Below are 18,209 nucleotides of genomic sequence, written 5' to 3' on the forward strand. Positions count from 1 at the left end.
AGGTGTCCGGTTCTAGCGGAAGGTCTCGTCCTTGCGCAGGGTCAGCACCTCATAGCCATCGGCGGTGACCAGGATGGTGTGCTCCCACTGGGCGGACAGCTTGCGGTCCTTGGTAATGGCAGTCCAGCCATCACCCAGAAGGCGCGTCTCGGCCCGGCCCTGGTTGATCATGGGTTCGATGGTGAAGGTCATGCCTTCCACCAGCTCCATGCCGGTACCGGCCTTGCCATAATGCAGCACCTGCGGCTCCTCATGGAATACCTTGCCGATGCCATGGCCACAGTAATCGCGCACCACGCTGTAGCGGTTGGCATGGGCATGATCCTGGATGATCTGGCCGATATCGCCCAGCCGGGCGCCGGGACGCACCACCGAAATACCCTTGTAGAGGCATTCCTGGGTAACCCGGGACAGGCGTTCGACCCACTCCGGCACGTCGCCCACATGGAACATCTTGCTGGTGTCGCCGTAGTAGCCGTCCTTGATGACGGTGACGTCGATGTTCATCGCATCGCCGTTCTTCAGCGGCTTGTCGTTCGGAATGCCGTGGCAGACCACATGATTGAGCGAGGTGCAGATGGATTTGGGGAAGGGGATGCGCCCATGGCCGCCACCGTAGTTCAGCGGAGCGGGAATCGCCTTCTGCACGTTCACGATGTAGTCGTGGCAGATGCTGTTCAGCTCGTCGGTGGTCACGCCGGGCTTTACGTGCTCTTCGATCATTTCCAGAACTTCGGCGGCGAGGCGACCGGCCACGCGCATGCCGGCAATGTCTTCAGCGGTCTTGATGGATACGCTCATGTGCGGAGAAATCTCTCGTGTGAATACCACGCCGCTCGGGCGTGCAGAATGGATTTGGCTGACCGCAGAGTCTATCAGAACGTGGCCTGGCCTGCTGTGTCCGGACGGCGACCGCCGGGCATTCCGGTCTTTATCTGGCAAGGGGTTGTGTGGTATAAAGCGCCGCGCCTGAATGATCGCGGGGTATTCCCGCTGCAGGCATAACTGAATCCGCACACATATCGACACGTTGTTCTGGGTGCCCTGCGGGGTTGAACAGCGGGATATGTGGAGGCTCAACCCGATACAATCTATGGAGTTCCCATGACCCAAGTTACCATGCGTGACATGCTGAAGGCCGGTGCGCACTTCGGCCACCAGACCCGCTACTGGAACCCGAAGATGGGCAAGTACATCTTCGGCGCACGCAACAAGATTCACATCATCAACCTGGAAAAGACCATGCCCATGTTCCACGAAGCCCTGAGCTTTGTGGAGAAGCTGGCCAGCGGCAAGAACAAGCTGCTGTTCGTCGGCACCAAGCGCGCTGCCAGCAAGATCATTGCCGAGGAAGCGACCCGCGCCGGCATGCCCTACGTTGATCATCGCTGGCTCGGCGGCATGCTGACCAACTACAAGACCATTCGCCAGTCCATCAAGCGTCTGCGCGATCTGGAAACCCAGGCCGAAGACGGTACCTTCGCCAAGCTGACCAAGAAGGAAGCGCTGATGCGCAGCCGCGACCTGGAGAAGCTGGATCGCAGTCTGGGTGGTATCAAGGACATGGGCGGTCTGCCCGATGCCATCTTCGTCATCGACGTCGAGCACGAGCGCATTGCCATCACCGAAGCCAACAAGCTGGGCATCCCGGTCATCGGCATCGTTGATACCAACAGCAGCCCGGAAGGCATCGATTACGTCATCCCCGGCAACGATGACGCCATCCGCGCCATCAAGCTGTATGCCGGAGCCATGGCTGACGCGGTGCTGCGCGGCAAGAGCAACGGCGGTGTCGGCGAGTTCGTCGAGGAAACCGCAACCTCCGAGGCCTCCGAAGGCTGAGCGGGAATCGGCGTGGTTTCATAGCCGGATTCAAAAAGGGGGCCTTGCCCCCTTTTTGCACTATGTTGAAACATCTTGAAAGCAACATGATGAGGCTGTCCAGAGCAGCGGACGGCTACCGATCAAGCAAGTCAGAGGAATAATTCATGTCACAGATTACTGCAGCCATGGTCAAGGAACTGCGTGAGCGTACCGGCCAGGGCATGATGGATTGCAAGAAAGCCCTTGAAGCAGCCGGTGGCGATATCGAGAAAGCCATTGATGACATGCGCGCTGCTGGCGCGATCAAGGCGGCCAAGAAGGCCGGCAACATCGCCGCCGAAGGCTCCATCGCGGTCAAGGTAGCTGATGACAACAAGTCTGCCGTCATCATCGAAGTGAACTCCCAGACCGACTTCCTGGCACTGCAGGACGACTTCAAGGGCTTCGTCAACGACAGCCTGGAAAAGGCCTTCGCCGCCGGTTACACCGATGCTGCCCCGCTGATCGCCGAGCAGGAGCCCGCCCGTGAAGCGCTGGTTGCCAAGTGTGGCGAGAACGTCAACATCCGCCGTCTGGCTCGCATCGAGAGCGACGTGGTTGGTGCCTATCTGCACGGCCACCGCATCGGTGTGGTTGTTGCCCTGAAGGGCGGCGACGCCGAGCTGGCCCGTGACATCGCAATGCATGTGGCTGCCAGCAACCCGCAGCTGCTCGACCCGTCCCAGGTTTCCCCCGAGGTGGTCGAGAAGGAGAAGGAAATCTTCCTGGCGCTGAACGCGGACAAGATCGCCGGCAAGCCGGAGAACATCGTCGAGAACATGGTCAAGGGCCGGATCAACAAGTTCCTGTCCGAGTCCAGCCTGGTCGAGCAGCCCTTCGTCAAGGATCCGGAAGTCAAGGTCGGTGATCTGGCCAGGAAAGCCGGCGCCGAGATCGTATCCTTCACCCGCTTCGAGGTGGGCGAGGGCATCGAGCGCGAGGAAGTCGACTTCGCAGCGGAAGTGGCTGCGCAGGTTGCTGCTTCCAAGCAGTAATGATGCGGCGTGAACGACCCTGTCGGCGCCCCGTGCGGGTGTCGGCGGACTGGTAGTACGGAAGGCTTCTCGTGCAGGCGAGAAGCCTTCTTTTTAAGAAATACTGAACAAGTCAGCGCTCCGGTTGTCTGGGGGTGACTCGTTGAGTGTTTCACCCGACAGCAGGAGAGTGATGAATGGCACAGGTACCCAGCAGCCGTCAGCCCAAGTACAAACGAATTCTTTTGAAGCTCAGCGGCGAGGCCCTGATGGGCACCGAGGACTTCGGCATCGACCCCAAGGTGCTGGATCGCATGGCGCTCGAGATCGGCCAGCTGATCGGCATCGGTGTACAGGTAGGGCTGGTCATCGGTGGTGGCAACCTGTTCCGGGGTGCAGCACTGAGCGCCGCGGGGATGGACCGGGTGACCGGGGACCACATGGGCATGCTGGCAACGGTCATGAACGCCCTGGCCATGCGCGACTCGCTGGAGCGCTCCAACATACAGACCCGGGTAATGTCCGCCATTACCATGAACGGTGTCACCGAACACTATGACCGGCGCAAGGCCATGCGCTATCTGGCCGGCGGCGACGTGGTAATATTTTCCGCTGGTACCGGCAACCCCTTCTTCACTACCGACACCGCTGCCTGCCTGCGTGGCATCGAGGTTGACGCAGACGTGGTGCTGAAGGCGACCAAGGTGGATGGGGTGTATGATCGTGATCCGATGAAGGATCCCAATGCCGAGCGTTTCGAGCGCCTCAGTTATGATCAGGTGCTGGACCTGAAACTCGGCGTCATGGACCTGACAGCCATCTGTCTGATTCGTGATCACCAGATGCCTCTGCGGGTATTCAATATGAACAAGCCCGGCGCGCTGCTCAACGCAGTGGTAGGAAGCGCCGAGGGCACATTGATCGAGGGCGAGAAATGATCAACGAAATCAAGAAGGAAGCGCAGGAGCGCATGAAGAAGTCGGCGGAATCCCTGGATGTCGCCTTTGCCAAGATACGTACCGGTCGGGCGCACCCGAGCATCCTCGACAGCGTCATGGTGTCCTATTACGGCGCCGACACACCGCTGCGCCAGGTCGCCAACGTGACCGTGGAAGACTCCCGCACCCTGGCACTCTCCGTGTTCGACAAGAGCATGATTCAGGCCGTGGAGAAGGCCATCATGACCTCCGACCTGGGACTCAACCCGGCGACCGCGGGCACTACGATCCGTGTCCCCATGCCGGCGCTGACCGAGGAAACGCGCAAGGGCTACACCAAGCAGGCTCGCGGCGAGGCGGAAAACGCCCGCGTGGCGGTGCGCAACATCCGTCGTGATGCACTGGGTCAGTTGAAGGATCTGCAGAAGGAAAAGGAAATCAGCGAGGACGAGGAACGCCGCGCCGCTGAAGAGATCCAGAAGCTCACCGACAAGTACATCGCCGAGATCGACAAGGCGCTGGAAACCAAGGAAGCGGATCTGATGGCGATCTGATGCTGTCCGCTTCCCCAACAGGCTCCGAGGCCATGACCAAGAAGAAAGTTGAAGCCGGAACTGTACCCCGTCACGTTGCCATCATCATGGATGGCAATAACCGCTGGGCGCGCAAGCGTCTGATGCCGGGAGTGGCCGGGCACAAGGCCGGCGTTGACGCCGTCAGGGCAGTCATTGAAGTCTGTGCGACCGAAGGCGTCGAGGTGCTGACGCTGTTTGCCTTCTCCAGTGAGAACTGGGCAAGGCCGGTCGAGGAAGTGGGAGCGCTGATGGAGCTGTTCCTGTTCGCGTTGCGCCGCGAGGTGCGCAAGCTGCGGGACAACGATATCCGTCTTCAGATCATCGGCGACCGCAGTCGCTTCGCGCCCGAGCTGCGCACCGCCATGGCCGAGGCCGAAGCGATGACCGCTGCCTGTGGCGGCATGCGTCTGCTGGTCGCTGCCAATTACGGCGGCCAGTGGGATATCCTCCAGGCCGCCAGGGTGCTGGCGGAGCAGGCTGCGGCCGGGGAACTCGATCCCCGGGCCATCGATGCTCAGTTACTGGAAGGGCAGCTGTGTACCGCTGGCCTTCCGCTGCCGGACCTGTGTATCCGCACGGGTGGGGAGCGCCGTATCAGCAACTTCCTGCTATGGCAGCTCGCCTATTCGGAGCTGTATTTCTCCGATCTGTTCTGGCCCGATTTCAAACACGACGCCATGCGTGAAGCGCTGGCCGATTTCGCCCGGCGGCAGCGGCGATTCGGCAAGACCAGCGAACAGGTGGCAGCGGAGTCCTGATGCTCAAACAACGAATTATTACCGGGGTCATTCTGGCGCCGCTGGTAATCGCTGGTTTCGTACTGCTCAACCAGCAATGGTTCGCCGTGATGATCGGCCTGATAGTCACGCTCGCGGCCTGGGAGTGGGCCAGACTTGCCGGCACCCAGAGCCAGCCTGGCCGGGTGCTCTATGCCCTGGTGATGGCGCTGCTGGTCGCCGGTCTCTATTTCGACACCTCGCCGCCGCCTATTCTGCTGGGCATCGCCGCCGTCTGGTGGCTGCTGGCGACCTTTCTCATTCTGCGCTACCCGCTGGGGCAGAAACTGCGTACCGGCTATCTGCCCTATCTGTATGGCCTGCTCATATTGCTGCCTGCCTGGTATGGCCTGACCTGGCTGCGCATGCAGCCCGGTGGGCTGTGGCTGCTGCTGGCAGTGGTGGTAACCGTATGGGCGGCAGACATAGGTGCCTACTTTGCCGGCAAGAACTTCGGCCGCAACAAGCTGCTGCCCAGGGTAAGCCCGGGCAAGACCATCGAAGGACTGCTCGGTGGTGTGGTCGTTACCCAGCTGCTGGCGGTGGCTGCGATGCTGTATCTGGGCTGGAGTCTCCCATCGATCCTGGGCGGGATGCTCGGCATTCTGGTGATTGTGGTGTTCTCCGTGGTCGGCGATCTGACCGAGAGCCTGTTCAAGCGTGAGCAGGGCCTCAAGGACAGCAGCAATCTGCTGCCCGGGCACGGCGGCATCATGGACCGCATCGACAGTCTGACTGCGGCCATCCCGCTGTTTGCCCTCGGCTGGTACCTGTTCGGGGGTCAGCTGGGGTGAGTCGTCAATGGATTACCGTGCTGGGGGCTACCGGCTCGATCGGTGCCAGCACGCTGGATGTAATTGCCAGGCATACCGACCGCTACGCCGTATTTGCCCTGAGCGGCCACAGCCGCATGGATGTGCTGTATCAGCAATGTATTTCGCACCAGCCGGTATTTGCTGTGGTGTGCGATCCGGCGCAGGCGGCCGGGCTGCAGGACCGGCTGACGCTGGCCGGGTTGTCCACTCGGGTATTGCACGGTCCCGAGGCGCTGGCCGAGGTGTCTTCCGACCAGCGCGTCGATGTGGTCATGGCGGCCATTGTCGGGGCCGCCGGGCTGGCTCCCACGCTGGCAGCGGTGCGCGCCGGCAAGCGGGTGCTGCTGGCCAACAAGGAAGCACTGGTGATGTCCGGCGCCCTGTTCATGCAGGCGGTGCGCGATTCCGGCGCCCGGCTGCTGCCGATCGACAGCGAACATAACGCCATCTTTCAGTGCATGCCGGTGGATTATGCCAGCGGCCTGGGCAAGGTAGGCGTGCGCCGCATTCTGCTCACCGCTTCCGGCGGGCCGTTCCGGGAGATGGCACTGGAAGAGCTGGCACAGGTCACCCCCGCGCAGGCCTGCGCCCATCCCAACTGGTCCATGGGTCAGAAGATATCCGTCGACTCGGCGAGCATGATGAACAAGGGGCTGGAGCTGATCGAGGCCTGCTGGCTGTTCGACGCCCGGCCCGAGCAGGTCGAGGTGGTGGTGCATCCGCAGAGTGTGGTGCATTCGCTGGTGGATTACGTCGATGGCTCGGTGCTGGCTCAGCTGGGCAACCCGGACATGCGCACCCCCATTGCCCACGCCCTGGCCTGGCCGGAGCGGATCGATTCCGGCGTCAGCGCGCTTGATCTGCTGCTGACGGCGCGGCTGGACTTCCAGGCGCCGGACCCGCAGCGGTTCCCCTGTCTGGAGCTGGCGCGTCGGGCCTTCGATGCGGGGGGAACCGCCTGCGCCATCCTCAACGCAGCCAATGAAATCGCGGTGCAGGCCTTCCTTGACCAGCGCATTGGCTTCACCGATATCCCTGTTATCATCGAGCACGCGCTTGACCGTCTCGCTCCCCAGCCGGTGACCGAGCTCGCCCAGGTGCTGCTGGCTGACAGGCAGGCGCGCGAATGTGCCGAGCAATGGCTGGGCAATCGCCGTTGAACAGGCGTAATCTGTCCGGTGAAGTTTATCGAGTGAGGCGCTGATGGATCTGTTATTTACCCTGCTGGCCACCGTGGTCGCACTGGGGCTGCTGGTCACCATCCATGAATACGGCCATTTCTGGGTCGCCCGCCGTTGCGGGGTCCGAGTGCTGCGCTTCTCCATCGGTTTCGGTCCGGCACTGTACAGCTGGCGCGACCGCCACGGCACCGAATTCGCCATAGCCGGCATCCCGCTGGGCGGCTACGTGAAGATGCTCGACGAGCGCGAAGCGCCGGTGCCCGAAGACGAACTCGATCAGGCATTCAACCGCAAGAGCGTCAAGCAGCGCATTGCCATTGTCGCCGCTGGCCCCATTGCCAATTTCCTTCTCGCCATCGTCGCCTTCTGGGTGATCGCTGTGGTCGGCATCACCACGGTGGCGCCGGTCACGGGGCCCGTCGAGCCGGGCAGCATTGCCGAGCACGCCGGGCTGACGGAAGGTCTCGAGATCCTTGAAGTGGATGGTACTCCCACGCCCACCTGGCACGATGTCAACCTGCAGCTGATTCGCCGTCTGGGCGAGACCGGCCAGCTGCAGATGCTCGCCCGGGAGGGGCAGGACACGCCACGCAGTTTCACCCTTCATCTGGACAGCTGGCTGCGCGGCGCCGATCAGCCGGACCCCATGACGGCCCTTGGGCTCACGACCTGGAAGCCGGTGGTGGCGCCTCTTATCGGCCAGCTCAGCCCCGGTGGTGCGGCCGAGCGGGCGGGCCTGCAGCCCGATGATCTGATCGTGGCGATCGACGGCGAGCCGGTGAGCGACTGGCTGGGCGATGTGGTCCCGCGTATCCAGGCCAGTGCCGGGCAGCCGCTGGAGCTGACGGTCGAGCGCGACGGTCGGACCCGGGTGCTGCATATCGTTCCCGAGACCCGCGAGCAGGACGGTCGGCAGACCGGTTTCATCGGCGCTGGCGTCGCGCCTTTCGAGTGGCCGGAACACATGGTCCGCAGTATTGACTACAACCCGCTGGTGGCGGTGCCGGTGGCGGTGGTCAAGACCTGGGACATGACGGTTCTGACGCTCGATTCGCTGAAGAAGATGATCACCGGACTGGTCTCGGCAAAAAACTTGAGTGGCCCGATAACCATTGCTAAAGTGGCGGGCGCTTCGGCGAAGTCAGGGCTCGAAAGCTTTCTCAGCTTCATTGCCTATCTCAGTATCAGTCTGGGCGTGCTCAATCTACTGCCCATACCTGTGCTGGATGGCGGCCACCTGGTCTATTACACGGCCGAGTGGATCCGGGGGAAGCCGCTCTCTGAACGTATTCAGGGGTGGGGGCTGCAGATCGGATTGACCCTGATAGTGGGCGTGATGCTGTTCGCCATTTACAACGATATAAGTCGATTGGGCAACTGAGCGACCGAGCTACAACTCGTACTGTCGTACGCGGCAGATAAGAATTAACCAGTCAGCCAGAACGGATTTCATGAAACGTTACCTATTGCCTGCGCTATTGCTGATACTCCTGGCGCCGGGAGTTTTCGCCGATGCCTTCCAGATTTCCGACATTCGCGTCAATGGTCTGCAACGAGTCTCCGCTGGCAGTGTCTTCAGCGCCTTGCCCCTGAACATAGGTGACCAGGTGGACGACCAGAGTCTGGTCGATGCTTCCCGCTCACTGTTCCGTACCGGTTTCTTCCAGGACATCCAGCTCGGCCGAGAAGGCAACGTGCTGATCATCAACGTGGTCGAGCGCCCGTCTATTTCTTCCATCGAGCTGGAAGGCAACAAGGCGATCAAGAGTGAAGATCTTCTCAATGGTCTGCGCATGGCGGGGCTGGCCGAAGGCGAGATCTTCCAGCAGGCCACGCTGGAAGGCGTGCGCAACGAGCTGCTGCGCCAGTATGTTGCCCAGGGTCGCTATTCGGCTGATATCGAAACCCAGGTCATCGCCGAGCCGCGCAACCGCGTTGCACTGAAGATCGTGATTGACGAGGGTTCCATCGCCTCGATCAAGCATGTGAACGTGGTTGGCAATTCGGTGTTCTCCGACGACGAGCTGCTCCCGCTGTTCGAGCTCAAGACCACTGGCTGGCTGTCCTTCATCCGCAACGATGACAAGTATTCCCGCGAGAAACTGTCCGGTGATCTCGAGCGGCTGCGCTCCTGGTATCTGGACCGCGGCTACATCAACATGGATATCGCCTCCACCCAGGTCTCCATCACCCCGGACAAGAAACACGTCTACATCACCGTCAATATCAACGAAGGTGAGCTGTATACCGTCAACGACGTCAGGCTCTCAGGCGATCTGGTGGTGCCGGAAGAGGATGTCCGCCGTCTGCTGCTGGTCGAGCCCGGTCAGGTATTCTCCCGTCAGGTCATGACCGCCACCTCCGATCTCATCGGCCGCCGGCTCGGTAACGAGGGTTATACCTTCGCCAACGTCAACGGCATACCGCAGATCAATGAAGAGGACCGCACCGTCGACGTGACCTTCGTCGTCGAGCCCGGCAAGCGCGCCTACGTCAACCGCATCAACTTCCGCGGCAACACCAAGACCGATGATGAGGTGCTGCGCCGTGAAATGCGCCAGATGGAAGGCGGCTGGGCGTCCACCTACCTGATCGACCAGTCCAAGGTGCGCCTTGAGCGTCTGGGCTTCTTCAAGGAAGTGGACGTGGAGACCGTGCCGGTGCCCGGCGCGGACGACCTGATCGATGTCAACTACACCGTCGAGGAGCAGCCCTCCGGTTCGGTGACCGCCAGCCTCGGCTTTGCCCAGGGCACCGGTCTGATTCTCGGTGGCTCGATCAGCCAGAACAACTTCTTCGGTACCGGCAACCGGGTGAGCTTCGGCGCCAACCGGTCGGCCTACCAGACCTCGCTGTCCTTCGGCTTCCTCAACCCCTACTTCACCACCGACGGGGTCAGCCTCGGTTACAACGCCTTCTACCGCACCACCGACTACGACGATCTGGATGTGGATATCTCCAGCTACTCAGTGGACTCCTACGGTGCCGGCTTCAACATCGGCTACCCGATCAGCGACACCTCGCGTCTGTCCTTCGGCCTGAGCGTGCAGCAGGACGAGATCAAGGAAGGGGTCTACACCGTCGAAGAGATCCTCGACTTCCTCGAAGCCGAAGGCGACAGCTTCTTCAGCGTCAAGGCCAACGTCGGCTGGTCGCAGTCCACTCTCAACCGCGGCGTCTTCCCGGATCGTGGCTACTCGCAGAGCCTGAGCCTGGAAACCACCATCCCCGGCAGCGACATGTATTTCTACAAGATCGGCTATCGCGGTCAGCGCTTCTTCCCGATCACCCGGGACTGGACCCTGCGTCTGCATACCGACAGCGGCATTCTGCGTCGCTTCGGCTCCACGGACAGGGTACCGTTCTTCGAGCATTACTATGCCGGCGGTATCGGTTCGGTGCGTGGCTTCGAGAGCAGCACCCTGGGCCCGAAGAGCACACCCAACGAGCGCGACCCGGATCAGGATCCCCTGCCGTTCGGCGGTAACGTGAAGATCACCGGTGGTGCCGAGCTGATCTTCCCGGTGCCCTTCGTCCAGGACCAGCGCTCGCTGCGTACGGTGCTGTTTCTCGATGCGGGTAACGTATTCGACACCTACTGCAGCGACTGCCCTGATGTGACTGCCAGTGAAATCCGTTACAGTGTGGGCGTTGGGCTGTCCTGGCTGACAGCACTGGGTCCGCTGGGTTTCAGTCTGGGGATGCCGTTGAATGACGAGTCCGATGACGACCGTCAGGTGTTCCAGTTCACCCTTGGCCAGACGTTCTGACAGCAGCGTCAATTTCCTTCAGGAGTAACAAAGCGTGCGCAAAAGTATTCTCATCGCCATGATGTCGGTCATGGCCCTGGCCAGTCTCCCAGCGGCAGCCCAGTCCATCGCGGTGCTCGACTACCAGATGGCACTGCTCGAGTCCGAGGCAGCCAAGCGCTACTCGGTGGATGCGGAAAAGAAGTTCGGCAATCAGCTGCAGCGTCTGCAGAATCTGGAAGCCGAAGCCAAGCGCCTGCAGGAGCGCATGCAGCGTGACGGCGAGAAGCTCGGCCAGACCGAACTGGAGAAACTGGAGCTGGAGTTCCGCCAGAAGGCACGCGAGTTCCAGAGCCAGTCCCGCGAGCTGAACGAAGCCAAGGCCAAGTCCGACCGCGAGATGCTTGAGCAGCTCAAGCCCAAGCTCGACAGCGCCGTCGAGGCGGTCCTCAAGGCGGGCAACTACGATCTGGTCATCGATCGCAGCGCGGTGGTGGACGTGAAGCCGAATCTCGATATCACTCGTCAGGTTATCGAACGCCTGAACAGCATGCGTTGACCGGCATGCAGGACTTGAACACGTTCACCCTCGCAGAGCTGGCCGAGAAGCTGGACGCGCGGGTGCAGGGAGAGGGCAGTCAGCCGATCACCGGCCTGGCTGCCCTGCAGGATGCAGGCCCTAACGACCTCACCTTTCTTGCCAATCGCCAGTACCGCAAACTGCTGACCGGCACACGGGCCGGCGGCGTGCTGCTGACCGAAGCGGATGCAGCGGATTTCAGCGGCAATGCGCTGGTGGTGGCTGATCCCTATCTGGCCTACGCCCGGATTTCGCATCATTTCGACCCGCGCCCCCGCCCGCAGCCGGGTATCCATCCGTCGGCGGTCATCGCCGACACGGCAATCATCGACCCCACCGCCAGCATTGCTGCCGGAGTGGTGGTGGAAGCCGATGCGGTGGTCGGCGCCAACGTCACCCTCGGTGCGCATTGCTTCGTCGGGGAGCGCTGCCGTATCGGTGCCGGCAGCTGGCTGGCACCCCGGGTGACGCTGTATCACGATGTCCGGATGGGCGAGCGCGCAGTCATCCAGTCCGGCGCCGTGGTGGGCGGGGAAGGGTTCGGTTTTGCCAGCTCCCAGGGTCAGTGGCACAAGATCGCCCAGATAGGCGGCGTACTGATCGGCGACGATGTCGAGATTGGCGCCAACACCACGATCGACCGTGGCGCACTCAGCGACACCGTGATCGGCAACGGCGTCAAGCTCGATAACCAGATCCAGATCGCCCACAACGTCCAGATCGGCGACCACACCGCCATGGCGGCCTGCGTCGGCATTTCCGGCAGTACCCGCATCGGCCGCCACTGCATGATCGCCGGCGGAGTAGGGATGGTCGGCCATATCGAGATCTGCGATAACGTATTCGTCAGTGGCATGACCATGGTTACCCGCTCGATCACCGAGCCTGGCGCCTATTCCTCGGGTACCGCCATGCAGACCGCCACCGAATGGAAGAAGAGTGCTGCCCGCATTCGCCAGCTGGATACGCTGGCCAAGCGCATCCAGCAACTGGAGAAGCAGCTGTCGGCGGTGACCCCGGCGCCCCGGGACTCATCTGAGTCCTGAGCTGTGCGCTCTGCGCACCCCACCCATTATTGCAAGGCTTCGCGAATCAACATGGACATCAACGAAATACAAGAGTACCTGCCCCACCGCTATCCCTTTCTGCTGGTGGATCGGGTAGTCGAGCTGGACCTGGAAGCCAGGCATATACGGGCCTACAAGAACGTCTCCTTCAACGAGCCCTTCTTCACCGGCCACTTTCCGGGTCATCCGATCATGCCCGGCGTATTGATCATCGAGGCGATGGCCCAGGCCGCGGGGTTGCTGGGCTTTCGCATGATGAATACCCGTGCCGAGGACGGCACCCTGTACTACTTCGTCGGCTCCGACAAGCTGCGCTTCCGCCAGCCGGTGGTGCCGGGTGACCAGCTGCAGCTGGAGGCCACCTATCTGAGCAACAAGCGCGGCATCTGGAAGTTTGCCTGCCGTGCTCTGGTGGACGGCAAGGAGGCTTGCTCCGGTGAAATTATCTGTGCGGAACACAAGGTATGAGTCGAATTCATCCTCTGGCGATCGTCGATCCTGCCGCACGGCTGGCTGACGACGTTGAGGTCGGTCCCTGGACGCTGATCGGTCCCGATGTCGAGATCGGCGCCGGCACCGTGGTGGGGCCCAACGTGGTGATCAAGGGGCCGACCACCATCGGCAAGGGCAACCGTATCTTCCAGTTCGCCTCGGTCGGGGAGGATTGCCAGGACAAGAAGTACAACGGTGAGCCCACCCGGCTGGTCATCGGCGACAACAACGTGATCCGCGAGGGCTGCACACTGCACCGCGGTACCATCCAGGACCAGGGCGTAACCACCATAGGCAGCGGCAACCTGCTGATGGCCTATGTGCATGTGGCCCACGACTGCGTGCTGGGCGACAACATCATCATGGCCAACAACGCGACCATCGCCGGCCACGTGCATATCGGTGATGGGGTGATTCTTGGCGGCTATACCACGGTGCACCAGTTCTGCCATATCGGCGCCTGGTCGATGAGTGCTGCCAACAGCGCGGTATTCAAGGATATTCCGGCCTTCGTCATGGTTGGTGGCAACCCCGCCAGCGCCCACGGCATGAACTTCGAAGGCATGCGTCGGCGTGGTTACAGTCAGGAGCTGATCACTGCGCTGCGTCGCGCCTACAAGGTGGTCTATCGCCAGGGCAAGACCCTGCAGGAAGCGCTTGCCGAGCTTGAAGAGCCCTCCGAACGCTATCCGGAAGTCGCCCTTTACCGCGACTCGATTCTCGCCTCCACCCGCGGTATCACGCGCTGACCATGAGCAGGGCAACCCCCTCGGACAAACCGCTGTGTATTGCCCTTGTTGCCGGAGAAGCCTCCGGCGACACCCTCGGGGCCGGCCTGATCAAGGCCCTGAAAAAGCAGCATCCGAATGCAGAATTCATCGGCATCGGCGGCCCGCGCATGCAGGCCGAAGGGCTGGTCAGTCAGGTGCCGATGGAGCGTCTGGCGGTGATGGGGCTGGTCGAGGTGCTCGGTCGCCTGCGCGAACTGCTGCGCATCCGCCGTGACCTGGTGACCTTCCTCATCCAGCGTCAGCCGGACGTGTTCATCGGTATCGACGCGCCGGACTTCACCCTCGGTGTCGAGCAGCGCCTGCGCGATGCGGGTATCCCGACCGTGCATTATGTCAGTCCCTCGGTCTGGGCCTGGCGCGAGAAGCGCGTGCTGGGCATCCGCAAGTCCACCGATCTGATGCTCACCCTGTTTCCCTTCGAGGAGGAGGTCTACCGCAAGCACGGTGTGGCAGTGCGCTGCGTAGGCCACACCCTGGCGGATCAGATTCCCATGGAGCCGGACCGTGCAGCGGCCCGCACTGCGCTGGCGCTGCCGGCGGATGCGCAAGTCATTGCCCTGATGCCCGGCAGTCGCAACGGCGAGCTGCGCAAGCTGGGATTGCTGTTCCTGCAGACCGCGGCCTGGTGTCTGGAGCGCAACCCCGGGTTGCGCTTTGTGCTGCCCTGCGCCAACGCGGAGCGTCGCCAGCAGATCGAGACCATTCTCAGTGACAGCGGTCTTCATCTGCCGCTGACCCTGCTCGATGGTCAGGCCCATGATGCCCTGGCGGCCTGTGATGCGGTACTTATCGCCTCGGGTACGGCGACCCTGGAAGCCATGCTGTTCAAACGGCCCATGGTGGTTGCCTATCGCATGGCACCGCTGACGTTTCGGATACTCAAGCGGTTGGTCAGGGTAGGCCATGTCGCGCTCCCCAACCTGCTCGCCGGCCACGAAGTGGCGCCGGAGTTTCTGCAGGATGCAGCCACCCCGGAAGCCATGGGCCAGGCCTTGCTCGACCGCCTCGGACCGACCCCCGAGCGTGAGCAGGCCGAGAATGAATTCCGCGAGCTGCATACTCTGCTGCGCCGCAATGCCGACCATACTGCGGCTGAGGCGGTGCTTGATCTGCTGCGGGAGAAGGGGAGGTTGGCATGAGTCAGATGATGATGGACTGGTCCCTGCCTGAGGGAATGGAACTGGTCGCCGGGGTAGACGAGGTGGGTCGCGGTCCGCTCTGCGGTGCCGTGGTTACCGCTGCGGTGATCCTCGACCCGCTGCGGCCCATCGACGGTCTCAATGATTCCAAGAAGCTCACCGCCGCCCACCGCGAAGCGCTGTTCCCGATCATTCAGGAGCGGGCCCTGGCCTGGGCCATCGGCCGGGCCGAGGTGCACGAGATTGATGAGTTGAACATTCTGCATGCCACCATGCTGGCAATGCAGCGCGCCGTCGCCGGGCTGTCCATCCAGCCGGACCGGGTGCTGGTGGACGGCAATCGCTGCCCGATACTGCCGATGCCCAGTGAGCCGGTGATTCAGGGCGATGGGCTGATACCCGCCATTTCCGCCGCCTCGATCCTCGCAAAGGTCACCCGCGACCGGGAGATGGAAGAAATGGATGTGCTTTACCCGGGCTACGGCCTCGGCAAACACAAGGGCTACGCGACTCGTGAGCATCTGGATGCGCTTCAGCAACTGGGTGCCACCCCTCTTCACAGACGCTCGTTCGCACCGGTGCAGCGCGCGCTGGACACGCACTCCGAAGTAGAGAGCACCCCGCCGCAGGTGCTTATTTAATCGACAGCTGATTCCGGAGTTTACGATCGCCTGACTCCGGGCTTAATCGTATTTATGCCGACTCGCTCACAGCGAGAGAAAACGCGATAGGGAATAATGCAGGGGCCGTAAACCGCTGTAACGGCAGGACCGTTATCAGACAAGGACCTCTGGATGTTTGCCCCCGCCGACCAACCGCACTTCACCCTGACCCTGCCGGGCATCGATCACGACTTCAAGGTACTGGCCTTCCGCGCCCGCGAGGCGATCAGCCAGTGCTACCGCATCGAACTGCAACTGGTCAGCGACCAGCCCGATCTGGATCTGGAAGCCCTGCTGCAGCACAACGCCTGGCTCGACCTGGGCAACGGCACCGGCCTGCACGGGCTGATCCACCACGCCGCCATCGGCGAGTCCGGCAAACGTATGACCCGCTACCGGCTGGAGCTGGTACCGCACCTGCACTACCTGTCCCTGCGCCACAACCAGCGCATCTTCCAGCATCTGACCGTACCGCAGATCATCAGCCGCGTGCTGGAGGATCACGGCATCCAGAGCGACGCCTTCCAGTTCCAGCTCGGCAGCGACTACCCCGAACGGGATTACTGCACCCAGTACGACGAAAGCGACCTGTACTTCATCCAGCGCCTGTGCGAGGAAGAGGGCATCCACTACCACTTCCGTCACAGCCAGGACGGCCACCTGCTGGTGTTCGGCGACGACCAGACCGTATTCCCGCGCCTCGCCCCGGTCAGCTTCGACCAGGGCAACGGCATGGTTGCCGATGAGCCGGTGATCAAGCGCTTCGGCGTAAGACTGGAAACCCGCGCCAGCCGGGTCACCCGCCGCGACTACGACCACAACAAGGCCCGCCTGCAGCTGGAAAGTCAGGCCCGGGCCGAGCAACTGCCCGACCTGGAAGACTACGACTACCCCGGCCGCTTCACCGACCGCACCCGCGGCAAGCAACTGGCCCAGCGCAGTCTCGAACGCCACCGCAGCGACTACCACCAGGCCACCGCCCACAGCGACCAGCCCACCCTGCGCAGCGGCCACTTCCTCGAACTGCAAGGCCACCCAAGAACCAACTGGAACGACCTCTGGCTCATCACCGAACTCCACCACGAAGGCAAACAGCCTCAGGTTCTAGAGGAATCTGTCACCGATCCATCAGGACCACTCTGGTTTTCTCCCTCTCCCCTCGCGGGAGAGGGCTGGGGAGAGGGGGAAAAAGCCTGGGGAGAGGGGGAAACAACCTTCACCCAAGGCTACCGCAACCACTTCACCGCCACCCCCTGGGCCACCCCCCACCGCCCAGCCCTCGCTCACCCCAAACCAAAAGTCCTGGGCACCCAAACCGCCACCGTCACCGGCCCCGAAGGCGAAGAAATCCACTGCGACCCCCATGGCCGCATCAAGGTCCAGTTCCACTGGGACCGCGAAGGCCAGGCCGACGCCAACACCAGCTGCTGGCTAAGAGTGGCCAGCAACTGGGCCGGCAACCACTGGGGCAGCATTACCATCCCGCGCATCGGCATGGAAGTGCTGGTCAGCTTCCTCGAAGGCGACCCGGACCAGCCGCTGGTCAGCGGCTGCCTGTACAACAGCGCCCACCCGGTGCCCTACGAGCTGCCCGAGCACAAGACCCGCAGCGTCTTCAAGAGCCTGAGCAGCCCCGGCGGCAGCGGCTTCAACGAACTGCGCATCGAGGACCGGGCCGGGGAGGAACAGATCTTCATCCACGCCCAGCGTGACTGGGAACAGAACATCCAGCACGACCAGAAGATCCGCGTCGGCAACGAGCGTTACGAACGCATCGAAGCCAATCGCTACACCGAAAACCTGGCCGAGGAACACCACACCACCCATGCCGACCGCAGGACCGAGATCAAGGCCGACGACCACCTGACCGTCGCCCACAATCAGCACGTCAAACTCGGCCAAGGCCAGTTCATTGAGGCAGGGCGGGAGATTCATTATCACGCCGGCGACAAGGTCGTCATCGACGCCGGCATGGAGCTCACTGCCAACGGTGGCGGTAGTTTTCTCAAACTTGACCCCAGTGGTGTAACCCTCAACGGGCCGATCATTCGCATCAACGCCGGCGGCGCTGCGGGGCAAGGTTCGGGGCTGGCCATACTATTGCCGGAGCGGCTCGCCCCATTCGCTTCAGCGCACCCAGGCGCCGCACTCAGCAAAGCCCTAGTCAATCCGCTGGAGGATTCATCGGAGCACCCCCCAACGCCGTTCCGGTTCAACATCCAGTTGCGAGATGTGCCTGGTGACGAGGGTTTCCCCCTGGCCTTTACTGCCTGGTCCATTCAGCAGGGTGACCAGCCGCCCCTGCTTGAAGGTGAGACCGATGCGCAGGGGTGCATATTGCTGACCGCAGCCGAAGAGGATTTGCTCTCCGGGGCCATCCACGCTGCGCCCAACGATGTCTGGCTTAATTACCCCGGCCAGCGCGTGGCGCTGGTTCTGCATCAGGAGCAGGAAGGCAAGGATATGGAAGCCGTAGCCGTAGCTGCACTGGGCTATCACGCAGACTCGGTCCGCCCCAGCGTCAACCCGCTTCTGCAGGAACGCTGCAGGCAGGATAGTGGCTGCACCGAGGAATTCTATGCTCATCTGCAATCGAAGGAGTAATTG

17 protein-coding genes are annotated in these 18,209 nt (G+C 62.2%); 16 read left to right on the plus strand and 1 reads right to left on the minus strand.

Annotation, left to right across the window (positions count from 1 at the left end):
• Positions 1-12 precede the first annotated feature (12 nt).
• The gene (gene map / locus IEW63_RS01535) at positions 13-801 is read right to left on the minus strand and encodes a type I methionyl aminopeptidase (RefSeq protein ID WP_188634836.1); all 789 of its coding nucleotides are present in this window, start codon (positions 799-801) and stop codon (positions 13-15) included.
• A 303-nt stretch (positions 802-1,104) separates the two neighbouring features.
• On the opposite strand from map, the gene rpsB reads away from it, so the two are divergent.
• From rpsB to IEW63_RS01615, 16 genes are all read left to right on the plus strand, one after another.
• A complete protein-coding gene (rpsB, locus tag IEW63_RS01540) occupies positions 1,105-1,842 on the plus strand; it encodes a 30S ribosomal protein S2 (RefSeq protein ID WP_188634837.1) in 738 nt (245 codons plus the stop codon).
• A gap of 146 nt (positions 1,843-1,988) precedes the next feature.
• Positions 1,989-2,858, plus strand: a complete 870-nt coding sequence (gene tsf / locus IEW63_RS01545) for a translation elongation factor Ts (protein ID WP_188634838.1) — start codon at positions 1,989-1,991, stop codon at positions 2,856-2,858.
• 176 nt (positions 2,859-3,034) lie between these two features.
• Positions 3,035-3,775 (plus strand): UMP kinase, encoded by a 741-nt coding sequence (pyrH, locus tag IEW63_RS01550; protein ID WP_188634839.1) that lies wholly within the window; start codon positions 3,035-3,037, stop codon positions 3,773-3,775.
• A complete protein-coding gene (gene frr / locus IEW63_RS01555; RefSeq protein ID WP_188634840.1) occupies positions 3,772-4,329 on the plus strand; it encodes a ribosome recycling factor in 558 nt (185 codons plus the stop codon). Before pyrH ends, frr begins: the two co-directional genes overlap by 4 nt.
• Positions 4,330-4,361: 32 nt before the next feature.
• Positions 4,362-5,108: a polyprenyl diphosphate synthase gene (gene uppS / locus IEW63_RS01560; protein ID WP_188634841.1), complete on the plus strand. Its 747-nt coding sequence runs from the start codon at positions 4,362-4,364 to the stop codon at positions 5,106-5,108.
• Positions 5,108-5,920 (plus strand): phosphatidate cytidylyltransferase, encoded by an 813-nt coding sequence (locus tag IEW63_RS01565; RefSeq protein ID WP_188634842.1) that lies wholly within the window; start codon positions 5,108-5,110, stop codon positions 5,918-5,920. Before uppS ends, IEW63_RS01565 begins: the two co-directional genes overlap by 1 nt.
• Entirely contained in the window at positions 5,917-7,101 is a 1,185-nt protein-coding gene (gene ispC, locus IEW63_RS01570; protein ID WP_188634843.1) for a 1-deoxy-D-xylulose-5-phosphate reductoisomerase, read from the plus strand. The genes IEW63_RS01565 and ispC overlap by 4 nt, the downstream gene beginning before the upstream one ends.
• A 43-nt stretch (positions 7,102-7,144) precedes the next feature.
• The gene (rseP, locus tag IEW63_RS01575; protein ID WP_188634844.1) at positions 7,145-8,503 is read left to right on the plus strand and encodes an RIP metalloprotease RseP; all 1,359 of its coding nucleotides are present in this window, start codon (positions 7,145-7,147) and stop codon (positions 8,501-8,503) included.
• Between the two features lie 70 nt (positions 8,504-8,573).
• On the plus strand, positions 8,574-10,892 hold the full coding sequence (bamA, locus tag IEW63_RS01580) for an outer membrane protein assembly factor BamA (RefSeq protein ID WP_188634845.1): 2,319 nt from the start codon (positions 8,574-8,576) through the stop codon (positions 10,890-10,892).
• Positions 10,893-10,950: 58 nt separating this feature from the next.
• Positions 10,951-11,430 (plus strand): OmpH/Skp family outer membrane protein, encoded by a 480-nt coding sequence (locus IEW63_RS01585; protein WP_188635525.1) that lies wholly within the window; start codon positions 10,951-10,953, stop codon positions 11,428-11,430.
• A 5-nt stretch (positions 11,431-11,435) separates the two neighbouring features.
• Entirely contained in the window at positions 11,436-12,497 is a 1,062-nt protein-coding gene (gene lpxD, locus IEW63_RS01590) for a UDP-3-O-(3-hydroxymyristoyl)glucosamine N-acyltransferase (protein WP_188634846.1), read from the plus strand.
• A 51-nt stretch (positions 12,498-12,548) separates the two neighbouring features.
• Positions 12,549-12,986, plus strand: a complete 438-nt coding sequence (gene fabZ / locus IEW63_RS01595) for a 3-hydroxyacyl-ACP dehydratase FabZ (RefSeq protein WP_188634847.1) — start codon at positions 12,549-12,551, stop codon at positions 12,984-12,986.
• Complete coding sequence (gene lpxA / locus IEW63_RS01600) at positions 12,983-13,759, plus strand: acyl-ACP--UDP-N-acetylglucosamine O-acyltransferase (protein WP_188634848.1); 777 nt, start codon at positions 12,983-12,985, stop codon at positions 13,757-13,759. Before fabZ ends, lpxA begins: the two co-directional genes overlap by 4 nt.
• Before the next feature lie 2 nt (positions 13,760-13,761).
• Entirely contained in the window at positions 13,762-14,940 is a 1,179-nt protein-coding gene (gene lpxB / locus IEW63_RS01605) for a lipid-A-disaccharide synthase (RefSeq protein WP_188634849.1), read from the plus strand.
• Positions 14,937-15,581 carry a ribonuclease HII gene (rnhB, locus tag IEW63_RS01610; RefSeq protein WP_188634850.1) on the plus strand — a complete coding sequence of 215 codons (645 nt, stop codon included), beginning with the start codon at positions 14,937-14,939 and terminating at the stop codon, positions 15,579-15,581. Before lpxB ends, rnhB begins: the two co-directional genes overlap by 4 nt.
• A gap of 153 nt (positions 15,582-15,734) precedes the next feature.
• Positions 15,735-18,206 carry a type VI secretion system Vgr family protein gene (locus IEW63_RS01615; protein WP_188634851.1) on the plus strand — a complete coding sequence of 824 codons (2,472 nt, stop codon included), beginning with the start codon at positions 15,735-15,737 and terminating at the stop codon, positions 18,204-18,206.
• Positions 18,207-18,209 lie beyond the last annotated feature (3 nt).

Origin of the sequence: Halopseudomonas pertucinogena (assembly GCF_014646575.1) — a bacterium.
GTDB classification, from domain to species: Bacteria; Pseudomonadota; Gammaproteobacteria; order Pseudomonadales; family Pseudomonadaceae; genus Halopseudomonas; species Halopseudomonas pertucinogena.